This is a genomic window from Spirillospora albida (assembly GCF_000718255.1).
GTDB classification, from domain to species: domain Bacteria; phylum Actinomycetota; class Actinomycetes; order Streptosporangiales; family Streptosporangiaceae; genus Spirillospora; species Spirillospora albida.
Map to the genome: position 1 here is coordinate 1 of NZ_JOFJ01000008.1, position 13701 is coordinate 13701.

A 13701-nucleotide genomic window follows, 5' to 3' on the forward strand; every position below is an offset into this window, starting at 1 on the left:
CCGGTGGAGCGGATGATGCGCGACGCCAAGATCACCCAGATCTACGAGGGCACCAACCAGATCCAGCGGATGGTCATCGCCCGCCAGCTCCTCAAGTAGATCCCGCCGGCCGGGTCACGCGGACGGCTGCTCGTCCACGAACATCGTCTGCGTGACCAGGCCGAACGGGCCGGACGCGTCCGCGAGCCGGCCCTCGCACAGGCCGCTGCCGCCCCCGCTGACGTGCACCGCGCCGCTCAGGCACAGCCACCCGCCGGCCGGGTCGCGGTGCAGCGACACCGTCAGGTCGGTGTTCACGATCTGCCATTTCGCCAGGTCGAGCTGGCTGCCGATCCCGGACGCGCTGTCGGACAGGACGAGCGCCCGCACGAGCGGCGAGTCCTCCTCCCCGGCGACGAGCGGGACGCGGGAGCGCGCCCAGACCGTGCCCGGCCCCGGACCGAGGAACGTGCCCTCCGCCAGGCGCCACTCCATCGCCGACAGGTAGCCGTCCATGTGCGCGCCGTCCCACGCGCCGAAGTCGGTCGGCGACTCGGGGAACGCCGGCGGGGCCGGGGCGTGGACGACCGTCGGGACGTGCCCGGGGGCACGGAGCGTCCGCCACGCGGTGGCCCGGACGACCGGCCTGCCCTCGTGGGACAGCTCCGCCTCCAGCAGCGCGACCCGCTTGCCGGGCCGGACGGTCCGGACGTCGACGCGCAGCTCGGCCACCGGGACCGGGCCGAGGATCTCCAGCGTGACCCGCGCGACCCGCGTCCCGAGGACCGGGTCGTGCCGCTCAAAGGCACGCCCGATCAGGCCCGCGACGGGGCCGGCGTGCTGGAACGCGGGCGACCACGGGCCGCCGGTCGCGGGCGTGGCGGCGAACGCGCCGCCGCCCAGGGACTCGTAGAACGCTCCGGCCATCACGCGACCCCTCCCTCGCTTTCTAGAATTGTATTCTAGAGCGGAGGTCAGCCGCACAATTTCTGCGTGGCGGTGCCGGTCTCCAGTCCGGGGCTCGCGGACGGGCTCGCCGCGGGCTCCGCGACCTTCACCTTCTTCGTCCCGTCCCAGTTGGCGCCCACCATCACCTGCACCCGGGACCCGAGGGAGGAGACCTTCTTCAGCTTCGCGCCCGGGATCGCGGCGGCCAGCGTCTTCGCCGAGTCCTCCCGACCGGGACCGTACTGGATCTGGGTCGTGCGCAGCCCCGTGCGCGCCACGCCCGGCACGACGGTCGCCTTGAACCCGACGTCCTCCAGCTCCTTGCCCGCGCGCGTCGCGAGGCCCGGCGTGCCGATCGCGTTCAGCACCCGGACCTCGATGTCGTCCGGCGCGACGACCAGCTCGTTCGCGGGCTTCTGGGTCGTCGGGGACGCGGACGGCTTCGGCGGCTCCTTCGCGAGCGGCTCGTCCTTGCGGATCCGGGAGAACAGCTCGCGCGCGGGCGCCCCGTCCCACAGCACGGTGGACTGCGCGGTCGGGGCGTTCCACAGCATCGCGTGGTGGTCGGGGTTCGCCAGCGGCACCTTCGCGAACGTCAGGTCGTCCGTCGACAGGTCCTTCATCTGCTCGGTCAGCTTCGGCAGGTTCTTGGCGAGCTCCGGGTCGACGCGCAGCGACTTCAGCGCCGCGCTCAGGAACTTCGTCGACTTCACCGGGTCGCTGAGCGTCCTGCTCGACAGCGCCTGCTTCATCATCGACGCCATGAACTGCTGCTGCCGGTCGATGCGGCCGAGGTCGCTGCCGCCCGTCAGCGAGTAGCGGGCGCGCGCGAAGCCGAGCGCCTTCAGGCCGTCCACGTGGGACTTGCCGGCGGGCAGCTTCAGCCCGCTCTTCTCGTCGTCGATGGGCTGCTCGGTGCACACGTCCACGCCGCCGAGCGCGTCCACCATGTTGACGAAGCCGTAGAAGTTGACCTCGATGTAGTGGTCGATCGACACCCCGGTCGCCCGCTTGACGGTGTCGACGGTGAGGGTCGGGCCTCCGAACTGGTACGCCCACGTCAGCTTGCCCGGACGCGACGGCACCCGCTGCCCCTTCGGCCCCTCCGACCCGTTCGACTCGTGCGACGGGATCGTCACGTACGAGTCGCGCGGCAGGTTCACGATCGACACGCGGTCGTGGTCCCGCGAGACGTGCATCAGCAGCATCGTGTCCGACCGCTCGCCCGGCTCGTGCCCGAGCTTCGCCGCCTTCTGCTGCGCCTTCGTCAGCCCCTCCCGGCGGTCGACGCCCGCCACCAGGATCGTCATCGCGCCCTTCGGGCCGTCGTTGCCGCCGAGCCCGCCGACCTCCACCCGGTCGAGCGCGTCCATCACGTAGTTCTGGAACGCCCACGCGCCGCCCGACGTCAGCAGCGTGACCACCGACATCGCGCCCGTCAGCATCAGGAACCGGCGCTGCCGCCGCGCGCTCATCGCCGCCCGCGGGCTCAGCTCGCCCCGGCCCGGACGGCGCGGCCCGCGCGGCGTCTCCACCGACACCCGGGGCGCCGGCATGCCGTCCACCGTGACGCCCTCGATGTCGCCCCCGGGGTCGGCGCCGTCGGCGTGCCGGCCGCGTCCGCGCCCCGGCGGGACGCCGCCCGCCGGACGCGGCCGGAAGTAGCGTTCGAGCGGGTCGGCGTCGCCGCGATCCGAGTCGTGCCCGTCTGCCATGCCGCCCGCCGCCTCCCCGATGACCTCAGCGCGTTCTGAAGCGAGTGCCACCCACTCTAAAGTGGAGGGGGCCCGTCCGTTCGCTACCTGGACCCGTGTCCCGGCAGTAACCGAGTCCCTGCTGGAATCCCGTGTTCCCGCAGAAGACCGCGTACTTGCAGCGGACGGGTGTTCTTGCAGTAACGTGGCGCCGGTCTCGACCACACCCCGACAGCCCCGACGTCGAAACTGGGTGGCGTGGGCTGCGTCCGGACATGAAAGAGGAGGAAGGTGGGCCTTCCTCCGGCCGCCCGGCCGGAGAGCGCCCGCGAGCCCACATGAATCCGTCTCCCCACACCCACCACGGGTCCCGTCAGGCACCGAGCGGCACCGAGCGCACCTGGCCGTGCGTGTCGGTGGTGATGCCCGTCCTCAACGAGGAGCGGCACCTGGCCGACGCGGTCCGCCGCATCCTGAGCCAGGACTACCCCGGTGAGCTGGAACTCGTCCTCGCCATCGGGCCGTCCCGCGACCGCACCGAGGAGATCGCGCGCGGCCTGGCCGCCGAGGACCCCCGCGTCGTCGTCGTCGCGAACCCCACCGGACGGACCCCGCAGGGCCTCAACATCGCGATCAAGGCCTCGCAGTACTCGATCATCGTGCGGGTCGACGGGCACTCCCTGCTGCCCGCCGACTACGTCCGCGCCGCGGTCGAGACGATGGAGGAGACCGGGGCCGACAACGTCGGCGGCATCATGGCCGCGGAGGGCGTCACCGCGTTCGAGCAGGCCGTGGCGCGCGCCATGACGTCCAAGCTCGGCGTCGGCAACGCGCGCTTCCACACCGGCGGCGAGGCCGGCGAGGTCGAGACCGTCTACCTGGGCACGTTCCGGCGCAGCGCCCTCGACCGGGTCGGCGGCTACGACGAGACGTTCACCCGCGCCCAGGACTGGGAGATGAACCACCGGATCCGGCAGACCGGCGGCCGGGTGTTCTTCACCCCCCGGATGCGGGTCACCTACCGGCCCCGCCCGAACCTGCGGGCGCTCGCCAAGCAGTACTTCCACACCGGGCGCTGGCGCCGCGTCGTCGGCCGCGAGCACCAGGGCACCCTCAACCTGCGCTACCTCGCCCCGCCGATCGCGGTGGTCGCGATGACCGCCGGGGCCGTCGCGGGCGCGTTCGGGTTCTGGCCCGGCTGGCTGCTGCCCGGCGGCTACGCCGCGGCGATGGTCGCGGGCGCCGCCGTCGAGGGCCGGGGCCTGCCGCTGGGCGCGTGGGTGCGGCTCCCGCTCGTCTTCGCGACGATGCACATCACCTGGGGCGTCGGCTTCCTGACGAGCCCGCCCGGCCTCGGCCAGCCCACCCCGCCGAAGCCCGGTGACGCCGTCACCTGACCGGCCGCGGGCCGGATCGGCGAACCTTTCGCCGATCCGGTGCGTCTGAGGGTGGTCGGCGGGATCTCCTCCGCTTCCCGCCCTGGAGGTCGTCATGCCCAATTCGATACGGCACGTCATCGGCCTCGTCGCCGGTGTCGTGCTGACACCGGTGATCGCCGCCTGCCTCATGTACGGGTCGTCCGAGATCGGCCGGTCGCTCCGGACGTTCGGGGGAGAGGGGGCCGGAACGCCGGCCCTCGTCCTCATCGCCGGGGCGGTCCTGATCGGCCTGGTGGCGGGCACCCGCGTCTCCCCGCTGGCGTCCCTCGTCCCCGGAGCCGTGTTCGGCGGGATCGGCCTCGTGTGGGCGTTCGCGCCGCGCTGGGCGTACGAGCACCTCGACCACGACCTGCACTCGCGGCTGGACACCGGATACCTGAACCTGGTCGCCACAGGGGCGTTCCTCGCGCTGGGCGTGGTGCTGGTCGCCGCTTCGATCGCGCCGTCCCGGTGGCGGGCGCGGCCGCGGGCGGCCGCTGCGCCGGCGTTCGGCGGTCCGCCGCCGGCCCCCATGGGCCCGCCCCCCGGCCAGAACCCGGGGTGGCATCCTCCCGCCCCGCCGCCCTCCGCCCCGCCGCAGCCGTCCGCGCCGCAGCCCGTCCGGCACGACGCCGATGACGACGAGCCGGGCGAGTGGACGCGCAGGTACGGCGGCGGGAACTCCTAGCCGCGGACGGCCGCCAGCACGCCGGGGACGTCGTTGACCACCATCGCGTCGGCCCCGGCCGCCTTGCAGATCGGCGCGGTCTCGGTGTCCGGGCACCAGACCATGAACTCCAGGCCCGCCTTGTGCGCCGTGTCGACGCACCGCTCCAGGGGCCGCAGGCGGGTGTCGGGCTGCTCGAACCCGCACGACGCGGTGTGCACGCCGATCGCCTGGAATCCGAGGCCCGCCGCCGCCGGGACGCCGTGCCACAGCGGGAAACGCAGCCAGGTCAGCAGGCCGAGCGGCACGTCCGGCAGTTCCTCCTGAAGGAACACCAGCAGCGACGGGTCGAACGAGGTGACCAGCAGCGGGCGGCGCCGCGCCTCCCGCTTCAGCAGGGGCAGCAGCAGCGCGCCCGTGCGGCGGGACGGGGCGTCCGTCGCGTCCTCCAGGATCGTCTTGACGTCCACGTCGACCGCGACGTCCGCGGGCAGCTCCGCGAAGACCTCGGCCAGCCGGGGCAGGCCGCTCGCCTCGGCGGTCCGGTCGATGAGGAACGCGCCGTCCGGGGTGGTGGGGTCGTGCCGCAGGACGAGCTCGTCGTCGGCGGTGCGGGTCACGTCGATCTCGACCCAGCCCAGGCCCGCCTCGACGGCCGCGAGGAGGGAGGGGAGGGTGTTCTCGGCGACCGTGTCGCCGGTGCCGGGAACGGGGAGGTCGCCCGCGCCGAGACCGCGGTGACCGATGATCGCGGGGGTGTCGTCGAAGATCACTGGGGGTCCCGTCCGGCGAGGTGCTCGGCGATCGCGATGTCGAGGGGCCGGGTCACCTTGAGGTTGCGCTCGTCGCCCGCCACCACGCGGACCGGGACGTCCGGCAGGTAGCGGTGGACGATGCCGCAGTCGTCGGTGGCGCTCAGGGCGGGGTCCGCCAGGGCCAGCTCGTACGCCTTGCGGAGCGTGCCGAGCCGGAAGCCCTGCGGGGTCTGGAAGCGGACCATCGTCTCGCGCGGCGGCATCGACACGACGACGCCGTCCTCGACCGCGACCATCGTGTCGGACGCGGGGACGCCGACCGCGACCGCCTCCCCGGCGGCCAGCGCGCCGAGCACCCGGTCGATGATCGCGGCGTCCACGAACGGGCGGGCCGCGTCGTGGAACAGGACGCGGACGTCGTCCGGCTCGCCCTCCAGCCGGCGGAGCGCGGCGACCGTCGACATGGTGCGGGTGTCGCCGCCCTCGATGACCCCGGCGACCTTCCGGAAGGGCGCCGTGATCGCCGCGGCCTCGCGCAGATGCCCGGCCGCCATCACGACCACGACCTCCGCGATCCCGGGGTGGGCGTCGAACGCGGCGATCGCGTGCGCGAGGATCGGCCGCCCGGCCACCTCGATCAGCTGCTTCGGCCGCCCGGCGCCGATCCTGGCGCCGACACCGCCCGCCAGCACCACCGCGATCGTCCGCGTCGCCATCTCCGCCCCTTTCCCGCCGCATCGCCCTCGCACCCGGCCACCGGGTCACTAGGCTGCTCAACGTACCGGACGTCTCGGGCGCCGGATCGAGTATGGTTACCTCGCCGTACCGGGGCTCGCGAGGAGCGGCGGCACCGTCCGCCAAGCCCCCCGCTGCGACACCGTGTACCGCACCGGCCAGGGGCAACTGGCCGTGGGAACGGGTCCTCGCCGCACGCCTGCGGCGTCTCGTCCGTCCCCGGCGACGGCGTTCGCGCGGGCGGACGCGGAGCGGCGTGATGGTCGACCTGGAGAGAAGAGCGAAACATGATCGGCATGGTGCTGGCCGCGGGCGCGGGCCGGAGGCTGCGGCCCTACACCGACACCCTCCCCAAGGCCCTCGTCCCCGTGGACGGTGACACCACCATCCTCGACATCGCCCTCGGCAACCTCGCCGAGGTCGGGCTGACGGACGTGGTCATCGTCGTCGGCTACCGGGCGTCCGCCGTCGAGGAGCGCAAGGCGGCGCTGGAGGAGCGGTACGGCGTGTCCATCACGCTCGTCCACAACGACAAGGCCGAGGAGTGGAACAACTGCTACTCCATGTGGCTGGCGCGTGAGCACTTCTCCAAGGGCGTCCTCATGGTCAACGGCGACACCGTCCACCCGGTGAGCGTCGAGAAGACCCTATTGGCGAACCGCGGACCGGACATCCTCCTGGCCGTGGACGATGTGAAAACACTGGCCGACGAGGAGATGAAGGTCATCCTCGACGGCGAGGGCCACCTGAAGACCATCACCAAGCTGATGGACCCGGCCACCGCGAACGGCGAGTACATCGGCGCGACGCTGATCGAGCCCGCCGCCGCCGACGCGCTCGCCGACGCGCTCAAGGCCGTCTGGGAGCGCGACCCCGACCTGTACTACGAGGACGGCTACCAGGAGCTCGTCGCCCGGGGCGGCCGCATCGCGGTCGCGCCGATCGGCGATGTCCAGTGGGTCGAGGTCGACAACCACGACGACCTCGAGAAGGCCCGCCGGATCGCCAAGGGCTACTGACCGGGCGCTCGACCCCCACCGACGACCCGACCGAGGAGACCATGCCCCTGCTCACGCGGATGCTGAACGCGCCGCTGTCCATCGACGTGCGGCGCGGCGCGGTCGCCGCGCTGGGAGAGCTCCTGGCGGACCGCCGGATCGTCACCGAGGGCCGGGTGGCCATCGCGGTCGGCCGCGGCCAGGGCGACCAGATAGCCGAGCAGGTCCGGCCGTCCCTCCAGGCATGCGAGGTGTTCCAGGTCGAGGGCGGCACGGTCGACGCGGCGGTCGCGCTCGGCGCGCGGCTGCGCGGCGGCTCGTTCGAGGCCGTCGTCGGGATCGGCGGCGGCCGGACGATCGACGCCACCAAGTACGCGGCGACCCTGTCGGGCATCCCGATGGTGTCGGTCGCGACGAACCTGTCCCACGACGGGATCTGCTCGCCGGTCGCGTCCCTCGTCCATGACAAGGGCAAGGGCTCGTTCGGCGTCGTGATGCCGCTCGCGATGGTCGTCGACCTCGACTACGTGCACGCCGCGCCGCCCGAGCTCGTCCGCGCCGGGATCGGCGACGTGGTGAGCAACTTCTCCGCCGTGGACGACTGGCTCCTGGCGTCGGAGGAGTGCGGCGAGCGGATCGACCGGATGGCGCTGACCGTCGCCCGCACCGCCGCCGAGGCGCTGCTGCACCAGCCCGCCTCGATCGAGTCGGACCGGTTCCTCACCGTCCTCGCCGAAGGGCTCGTCCTGTCCGGGATGGCGATGGCGTTCGCCGGCGACTCTCGCCCGGCGAGCGGCGGCGACCACGAGATCCTGCACGCGATCGACCAGCTGTTCCCCGGCACCGCGAACCACGGCGAGCTCGCCGGGCTCGGCGCCGCGTTCTGCTACCACCTGCGCGCCACCCGGCTCCGCGGCGCCGAGATGGAGGCGGCGCAGGAGCGGCTCGGAGAGATCCTCGGCTGCCTCGGCCGGCACGGTCTGCCGCGGATGCCCGGAGATGTCGGCCTGAGCGTCGAGCAGTTCGCGGAGGCCGTCCAGTACGCCCCGCGGACCCGGCCCGGCCGCTATACGATCCTTGAACACCTGGGCCTCGACAAGGGTGAGACGCTCAAGGCGGTGGAAGAGTATGTCCAGGCCCACGGAGACTGACCCGATCGGGCAGCGCGCCGCGGCCGACGACCGGCCGTCGCGCAAGCACGCGAGGATCGCCGACATCCGGCGGCACGGCCAGCCGCCCGGCCTGAAGGACCGGCGCAACGAGGAGCACTGGGCGGGCCGCCTCTACATGCGGTCGCTGTCCCCGTACGCCGCGTGGGTCTCCCTCCGGCTCGGGTTCAGCCCGAACCAGCTGACGTACCTGATGATGCTGTCGGGCATCGCCGCCGGCGTCGCGGTGTCGCTGCCGTTCGGCGGCACCGGCCACCTGTGGACGGCCCTCGGCGGCGCCGTCCTCATCCAGATCTACCTCCTGCTCGACTGCGTGGACGGCGAGGTCGCCCGCTACCTGCGGCAGACGTCCGTCGCGGGCGTGTTCCTCGACCGGATCGGCCACTACCTCTCCGAGGTGTCGCTGCTCATCGGCCTCGGCTTCGCCGCCCAGGGCGGCTGGACGACCGGCGGCTACGTCGAACTCGGCATGATCGCCGCGCTCGGCGCCGCGCTCATCAAGGCGGAGACCGACAACGTCGTGGTGGCCCGCGCCAAGTCCGGGCTGCCCGCCGACCCGTCCGGCGGCGACCGGGCGCTGCGCCCTCGCTCCACCCGGATCGCGCTCGCCCGGCAGGCCGCGTCCATGCTGCGGTTCCACCGGATCATCGGCGCGGTCGAGCTGTCCCTGCTGATCGTCGTGGCCGCCGCGATCGACGTGGTGGCCGGCGCCGAGACCCCGGTCGCGACCCGGGTGCTCGCCGTCGCCGTCGCCGCCGTCGCCCTCCTGCAGACCCTGCTGCACCTGGTCAGCATCCTGGCCTCCCGGAGACTCAAGTGAAGCTTTCCGTCGTCGTCCTCACGATGGGCAACCGGCCGGAGGAGCTGGCCCGCGCGATCCGCAGCGCCCTCGAACAGGAGCACGTGGACGTCGAGGTCGTCCTCGTCGGCAACGGCGCCGACCCCGTCGGCGACCGGGCCGGGCTCCCCCCGTTCGACGACGAGCGGGTGAAGACGATCCGCCTGCCGTCGAACGTCGGCATCCCCGCCGGGCGGAACCGGGGCGTCGAGGCGTCCTGCGGCGACGTCGTCCTGTTCCTCGACGACGACGGCTGGTACCGCTCCAACCGGCTCGGCACCTACCTGCGCGACCGGTTCGCGGCGGACCCGACCCTCGGCGTCGTGTCCTTCCGCGTCCGCGACCCCGAGGGCGGGCCCGGCGAGCGCCGCCACGTCCCCCGGCTGCGGGCCGGCGACCCGGAGCGGTCGTCCGAGGTCACCACGTTCCTCGGCGGCGCCTGCGCGATCCGCCGCGCCGCGTTCGACGCGGGCGGCGGCCTCCCGGAGGACTTCTTCTACGCCCACGAGGAGACCGACCTCGCCTGGCAGATCCTCAACGCCGGCTACCGGATCGTGTACGACGCGTCCGCGGTGATGTTCCACCCCGCCGTCCTGCCGACCCGGCACGCCATGTTCTACCGCTACAACGCCCGCAACCGCGTGTGGCTCGCGCGCCGCAACCTGCCCTGGCCCCTGGCCTGGACGTACCTCGCGGTCTGGGTCGGCATGACCCTCCTGCGCGAGCGCAGGCCGAGCGCCCTGAAGCCCTGGTTCAAGGGCTTCCTGGAAGGCTGGCGCAAGCCCGCCGGTCCGCGCCGCCCGATCTCCTGGCGCACGGCCTGGCGCATGACCCGCACGGGCCGCCCCCCCATCATCTGACGCCGGGTCGCGGCGTGCGGCGCTCGCTCAGGGCCGGATCGCACGCCGCGCGCCGCACGTCAGCGGGTGGTGACGATGGCGAGGATCAGGGTCGTCAGTTCGGCGGTGATCGCCTCCTGCGGGATGTCCTTGCCGCGGGCCGACCAGTGGTGGACGAGGTTGTTCACCGCGCCGATGATGGCGATCACGCTGAGCCGGTAGTCGCGGTCGACGGCCTCGCCGTGCTCGACCGCCTCCCGGATCATTCCGAGGATGGTGTCGGCCCACCGCTCCCGCCAGCGGAAACGGTGCCGCTCCAGATCCGGGTTGACGCCGATGACCTCGACGAACGCGATCCGCGCCCAGCGCGGGTCGCTCGCGGTGACGGTGACGAACGCGCGGACGGCCCGCTCCACCCGGGTCGCGAGGTCCTCGCCCGCCGCGGCGGCGTACGCGGCGGCGAGCGCCTCGCCGGCGCGCGCGTTGATGTCGCCGTGCAGCGCGGTGAGCAGCTCCTCGCGTCCGGTGAACTCCTCGTAGAAGTTGCGGGTGGAGACGCTCGCCGCCGCGCACAGCCGCTCGATGGACGTCGCCGCGTAGCCGCGCGTCCCGAACAGCTCCAGGCCCGCGGCGAGCAGGCGCTCGCGCCGTTCCGCCCGCCGCTCCGCGGCCGACCGGCCGCCATAGCCGCGCCGGGGTGCGGGGTTTCGGCCGCTCATCGATCTCCGTTCCAGCCGTGCCGGGGGTCGTGCGCCAGCCTAACCGCGGCGCGCGTGCGGCATGCCTCTCCGGCGTGACGGCGGCGCGCGTCTCCTTCTCCACGACGTCGATGCGGCGGTAGGCGGCGGGGTCGACCTCCCCGGGGGCGTGCCTGACCACGCTGTCGTACACGTGCTCGGATACGGCGACGCCGAGTTCGGCGCGGGTGGCGGCCATCCGCCAAGTCCTCATCCATTCGGACCTGAGCTGGCAGGAACCCAGCGGCCGAGCCGACCCCGAGGTCGTCAGAGAGCCCGCGGGACGCCTGAGCGAGCCGGGCACCGGCGCGCACGACACGTCCTCCGAGCCCGAGGGGGACGATGAACGGGGGGTCAGTCGGCGTGGCCGCCCATGAGTTCGCGCCGCCAGCCGGGGTCCGCGGTGAGGACGGTCAGGCGCTGCGTGGCGCGGGACACCGCGACGTACAGGACGCGCAGGCCGCGCGGGGACTGCGCCGCCACCGTCTCGGGCGCGACCAGCACCGCCGCGTCGAATTCGAGGCCCTTCGCCTCCAGGACGTCCAGCACCTGCGCCCGTTCGGGCAGCCCGGCGGCGAGCCGTTCCCTGACGTCCGCGTCCCAGACCGGTGACCCGCCCTCGAACGGCAGGGCCGCCTGGCCCTCCTCGGGCGCGTCGGTCCCGGCGAGGGGGACGATGACGCCGATCGTGCCCTCCACCAGGCCGAGCAGCTCCTCGGTGGCCTCGCGCGCGGCCGCGGCCAGATCGGGCTCGGGGACGACGCGCACGACCGGGTCGATGCCGGACGCGCGGACCGCGCGGGCCGGACGCGCCTCCGGCAGCGCCTTCCGCAGCACCCGCGCGGACACCGCCGCGATCTCCGTCGAGTTCCGGTAGTTCGTCGTCAGCTCGAACTCGTAGCGGGCGCGGCGCGGGACCGGCTTCGGGCGCGCGGGCCCGCGGCCCCGCCGCCCCCGGCCGCGGGACGTCGCCGGGTCCTTGCCGCCGAGGGCCTCCTCCATCGCGGCGCGCGCGGCCTCCAGGTCCTCCCAGGCGCTCTGCGCCGGGTCCTCGACGACGGTCCAGCTGGCCTGGCGGCCGCGGCGGCCGAGCATCCGCCACTGCATGGGGGAGAGGTCCTGCGCCTCGTCCACGACGATGTGCGCGTACTCCGGGCGCTCCTCTGCCACGCCGTCGTCGACGCGCCGGTGCCGTTCGAGGCGCTCCATGGACGTCGTGAGCTCCTGCATCTCGGGCTCCCACGACTCGTCCGCGACCTCCTCGCCGGTCAGGATGTCGACGCCGTCTACAACGAAGGGGTCGCCCTCCTCGGGCCGCCGGCGGCGCCGGGACGGGCGGGGCGGCGCGCCGAGCTGCGCGTCGAGCTCGTCGAGGAGCGCGATGTCCTGGTAGCTGAGCGGCGCGCCCGCCGTCCAGGACGCGGCGAGCGCGCGGAGGTCGGCGCGGTCGATGTCGCGGCCCGCCGCGCGCCGCAGCCGATCGGGGTCCGACAGGGAGCGCAGCACCTCCAGCGGCGTCCGGACCGGCCACCACGCGACGAGGAAGTCGGTGAACGCGCGCTGCTCGCTCACCCGCGCGTCGAACCGGGCGCGTTCCGGATCGCCGTTCGCGGGGCGCCCGGACGCGCGGCGGGGCTCCTCGTCGAGCGGGGACAGGCCCTCCGCCGCGAGCATCGCGTTCCACAGGCCGGACTCGGGGCCTTCCGCCGCCTCGGCGGCCTCCGGGCCGCCGACCGCGTGGAACCGTTCCCAGAGGGCGTCCAGCAGCAGTTCGGCGGCGCGGGCGCGCGCCGCGTTCACCGACCCCCTGGCGCGCCGGTGCACCTCGCCGCGGATCCGGTCGAGCCGCTGCCGGTCGAGCGCCACGACCACGCCCCTGAACACCGCGCGCAGCTCGCCGGGGGAGCCCGGCGGATGGTCGGTGACGGCGCGGCGCAGCACGCCCGCCATCGTCGCCGAGCCCTTCACGCGGGCGAGCCGGGGAGTGTCGTGGACGGTCGCGGACGCTCCGTCGACCAGGTCGCCGAGCGAGCGGAGCGTCGCCGACCCCTCGCCGAGCGACGGCAGCACCCGCTCGATGTAGGCGGTGAACCGGCGGTTCGGCCCGACGACGAGGACGCCCCGCGACCCGAACCGGCGGCGGTGCCGGAACAGCAGGTAGGCGACGCGGTGCAGCGCCACGGCGGTCTTGCCGGTGCCGGGGGCGCCGCGCACCAGGACGGTCCCCTCGGCGGGGGCGCGGATGACCTCGTCCTGCTCCCGCTGGATCGTCGCGACGATGTCGCGCATCGCGCCCTCGCGGGCGCGCGCGAGGGACGCCAGGAACGCTCCGTCGCCGACGACCGTCATGCCCTCGGCGGCGCCCGGATCGAGGAGGTCGTCCTCCAGGTCGATGACCGTGTGGCCGCGCGAGTGCAGGACGCGGCGCCGGATCACGCCGCGCGGGTCCTCGGGGGTGGCGCGGTAGAAGTCCTCGGCGGCGGGGGCCCGCCAGTCGATCACCAGGGAGTCGTGCTCGCTGGTGCGGACGCCGATCCGGCCGACGTAGCGGACCTCGCCACGCGCCGCGAGGTCGAGCCGGCCGAAGACGAGGCCGTCGTCGGCGATGTCGAGGGCCTGCGCGCGCAGGGCCGCCTGGTGCACCATCGCGTCCCGGTCGACGAGCGAGCTCTTGGTGCCCGCGAGGGACTGGCGGAATCCCTCGCGGAGCAGTTCCCGGGCGTCCGCGCGCATCTCCTCGAGCCGCGCGTAGGCCCGGTCGACGTAGCGCTGCTCGGCGGCGATCTCCCGGTCCTTGACCGTGCCGCCGGGGCCGGACGGCCGCCCGGGGGCCTCAGACGACATGCAGGCTGCTCCTCGCGCTCCGCGGTGGTTCTCGGTCGACCCCCGGAGGGGCGAGGGGACAGCCTATTCGGTCCCCCGCG

General features: G+C 74.0%; 13 protein-coding genes. 7 read left to right on the forward strand and 6 right to left on the reverse strand.

Annotated elements, in window-relative coordinates:
• The coding region (locus IE99_RS31135; protein ID WP_157610244.1) for an acyl-CoA dehydrogenase family protein at positions 1-99 on the forward strand (99 nt) is incomplete at its 5' end.
• Between the two features lie 15 nt (positions 100-114).
• On the opposite strand, the gene IE99_RS0112655 is transcribed toward IE99_RS31135, so the two are convergent.
• Both IE99_RS0112655 and IE99_RS0112660 read right to left on the reverse strand, forming a co-directional pair.
• The gene (locus IE99_RS0112655; protein ID WP_030168734.1) at positions 115-906 is read right to left on the reverse strand and encodes a thioesterase family protein; all 792 of its coding nucleotides are present in this window, start codon (positions 904-906) and stop codon (positions 115-117) included.
• 47 nt (positions 907-953) lie between these two features.
• Positions 954-2693, reverse strand: a complete 1740-nt coding sequence (locus IE99_RS0112660; protein WP_245623179.1) for an LCP family protein — start codon at positions 2691-2693, stop codon at positions 954-956.
• 266 nt (positions 2694-2959) lie between these two features.
• Here IE99_RS0112660 and IE99_RS0112665 point away from each other — a divergent pair, with 266 nt between their 5' ends.
• Both IE99_RS0112665 and IE99_RS0112670 read left to right on the forward strand, forming a co-directional pair.
• Complete coding sequence (locus IE99_RS0112665; RefSeq protein ID WP_030168741.1) at positions 2960-4018, forward strand: glycosyltransferase family 2 protein; 1059 nt, start codon at positions 2960-2962, stop codon at positions 4016-4018.
• Positions 4019-4112: 94 nt separating this feature from the next.
• Positions 4113-4727, forward strand: a complete 615-nt coding sequence (locus tag IE99_RS0112670) for a hypothetical protein (RefSeq protein ID WP_030168744.1) — start codon at positions 4113-4115, stop codon at positions 4725-4727.
• Here IE99_RS0112670 and IE99_RS0112675 read toward each other — a convergent pair.
• Both IE99_RS0112675 and ispD read right to left on the reverse strand, forming a co-directional pair.
• Complete coding sequence (locus tag IE99_RS0112675; protein ID WP_030168747.1) at positions 4724-5479, reverse strand: glycerophosphodiester phosphodiesterase; 756 nt, start codon at positions 5477-5479, stop codon at positions 4724-4726. The genes IE99_RS0112670 and IE99_RS0112675 overlap by 4 nt on opposite strands.
• Positions 5476-6177 (reverse strand): 2-C-methyl-D-erythritol 4-phosphate cytidylyltransferase, encoded by a 702-nt coding sequence (gene ispD, locus IE99_RS0112680; protein WP_030168750.1) that lies wholly within the window; start codon positions 6175-6177, stop codon positions 5476-5478. Before ispD ends, IE99_RS0112675 begins: the two co-directional genes overlap by 4 nt.
• A 306-nt stretch (positions 6178-6483) precedes the next feature.
• On the opposite strand from ispD, the gene IE99_RS0112685 reads away from it, so the two are divergent.
• The 4 genes from IE99_RS0112685 to IE99_RS0112700 are packed head-to-tail and all read left to right on the forward strand — an operon-like array spanning position 6484 to position 10061.
• Positions 6484-7215, forward strand: coding sequence for a phosphocholine cytidylyltransferase family protein (locus IE99_RS0112685; protein WP_030168753.1), 732 nt, complete (start codon positions 6484-6486; stop codon positions 7213-7215).
• A gap of 59 nt (positions 7216-7274) precedes the next feature.
• Positions 7275-8345, forward strand: coding sequence for an iron-containing alcohol dehydrogenase family protein (locus tag IE99_RS0112690; protein ID WP_030168755.1), 1071 nt, complete (start codon positions 7275-7277; stop codon positions 8343-8345).
• On the forward strand, positions 8323-9183 hold the full coding sequence (locus IE99_RS0112695) for a CDP-alcohol phosphatidyltransferase family protein (RefSeq protein ID WP_084219466.1): 861 nt from the start codon (positions 8323-8325) through the stop codon (positions 9181-9183). The genes IE99_RS0112690 and IE99_RS0112695 overlap by 23 nt, the downstream gene beginning before the upstream one ends.
• 23 nt (positions 9184-9206) lie before the next feature.
• Entirely contained in the window at positions 9207-10061 is an 855-nt protein-coding gene (locus tag IE99_RS0112700) for a glycosyltransferase family 2 protein (RefSeq protein ID WP_051712480.1), read from the forward strand.
• A gap of 59 nt (positions 10062-10120) precedes the next feature.
• Here the strand turns inward: IE99_RS0112700 and IE99_RS0112705 are convergent, their stop codons facing one another.
• Positions 10121-10759, reverse strand: a complete 639-nt coding sequence (locus IE99_RS0112705; RefSeq protein WP_030168761.1) for a TetR/AcrR family transcriptional regulator — start codon at positions 10757-10759, stop codon at positions 10121-10123.
• A gap of 372 nt (positions 10760-11131) precedes the next feature.
• Positions 11132-13621 (reverse strand): HelD family protein, encoded by a 2490-nt coding sequence (locus IE99_RS0112710; RefSeq protein ID WP_030168763.1) that lies wholly within the window; start codon positions 13619-13621, stop codon positions 11132-11134.
• Positions 13622-13701: the final 80 nt, after the last annotated feature.

What these genes read in the sequence shown, in the direction of transcription:
- IE99_RS0112655 (WP_030168734.1), bottom strand. Translation starts at nt 906, where the DNA reads ATGGCCGGAGCGTTCTACGAGTCCCTGGGCGGCGGCGCGTTCGCCGCC.
- IE99_RS0112665 (WP_030168741.1), top strand. Translation starts at nt 2,960, where the DNA reads ATGAATCCGTCTCCCCACACCCACCACGGGTCCCGTCAGGCACCGAGC.
- IE99_RS0112670 (WP_030168744.1), top strand. Translation starts at nt 4,113, where the DNA reads ATGCCCAATTCGATACGGCACGTCATCGGCCTCGTCGCCGGTGTCGTG.
- ispD (WP_030168750.1), bottom strand. Translation starts at nt 6,177, where the DNA reads ATGGCGACGCGGACGATCGCGGTGGTGCTGGCGGGCGGTGTCGGCGCC.
- IE99_RS0112685 (WP_030168753.1), top strand. Translation starts at nt 6,484, where the DNA reads ATGATCGGCATGGTGCTGGCCGCGGGCGCGGGCCGGAGGCTGCGGCCC.
- IE99_RS0112690 (WP_030168755.1), top strand. Translation starts at nt 7,275, where the DNA reads ATGCTGAACGCGCCGCTGTCCATCGACGTGCGGCGCGGCGCGGTCGCC.
- IE99_RS0112695 (WP_084219466.1), top strand. Translation starts at nt 8,323, where the DNA reads ATGTCCAGGCCCACGGAGACTGACCCGATCGGGCAGCGCGCCGCGGCC.
- IE99_RS0112700 (WP_051712480.1), top strand. Translation starts at nt 9,207, where the DNA reads ATGGGCAACCGGCCGGAGGAGCTGGCCCGCGCGATCCGCAGCGCCCTC.
- IE99_RS0112705 (WP_030168761.1), bottom strand. Translation starts at nt 10,759, where the DNA reads ATGAGCGGCCGAAACCCCGCACCCCGGCGCGGCTATGGCGGCCGGTCG.
- IE99_RS0112710 (WP_030168763.1), bottom strand. Translation starts at nt 13,621, where the DNA reads ATGTCGTCTGAGGCCCCCGGGCGGCCGTCCGGCCCCGGCGGCACGGTC.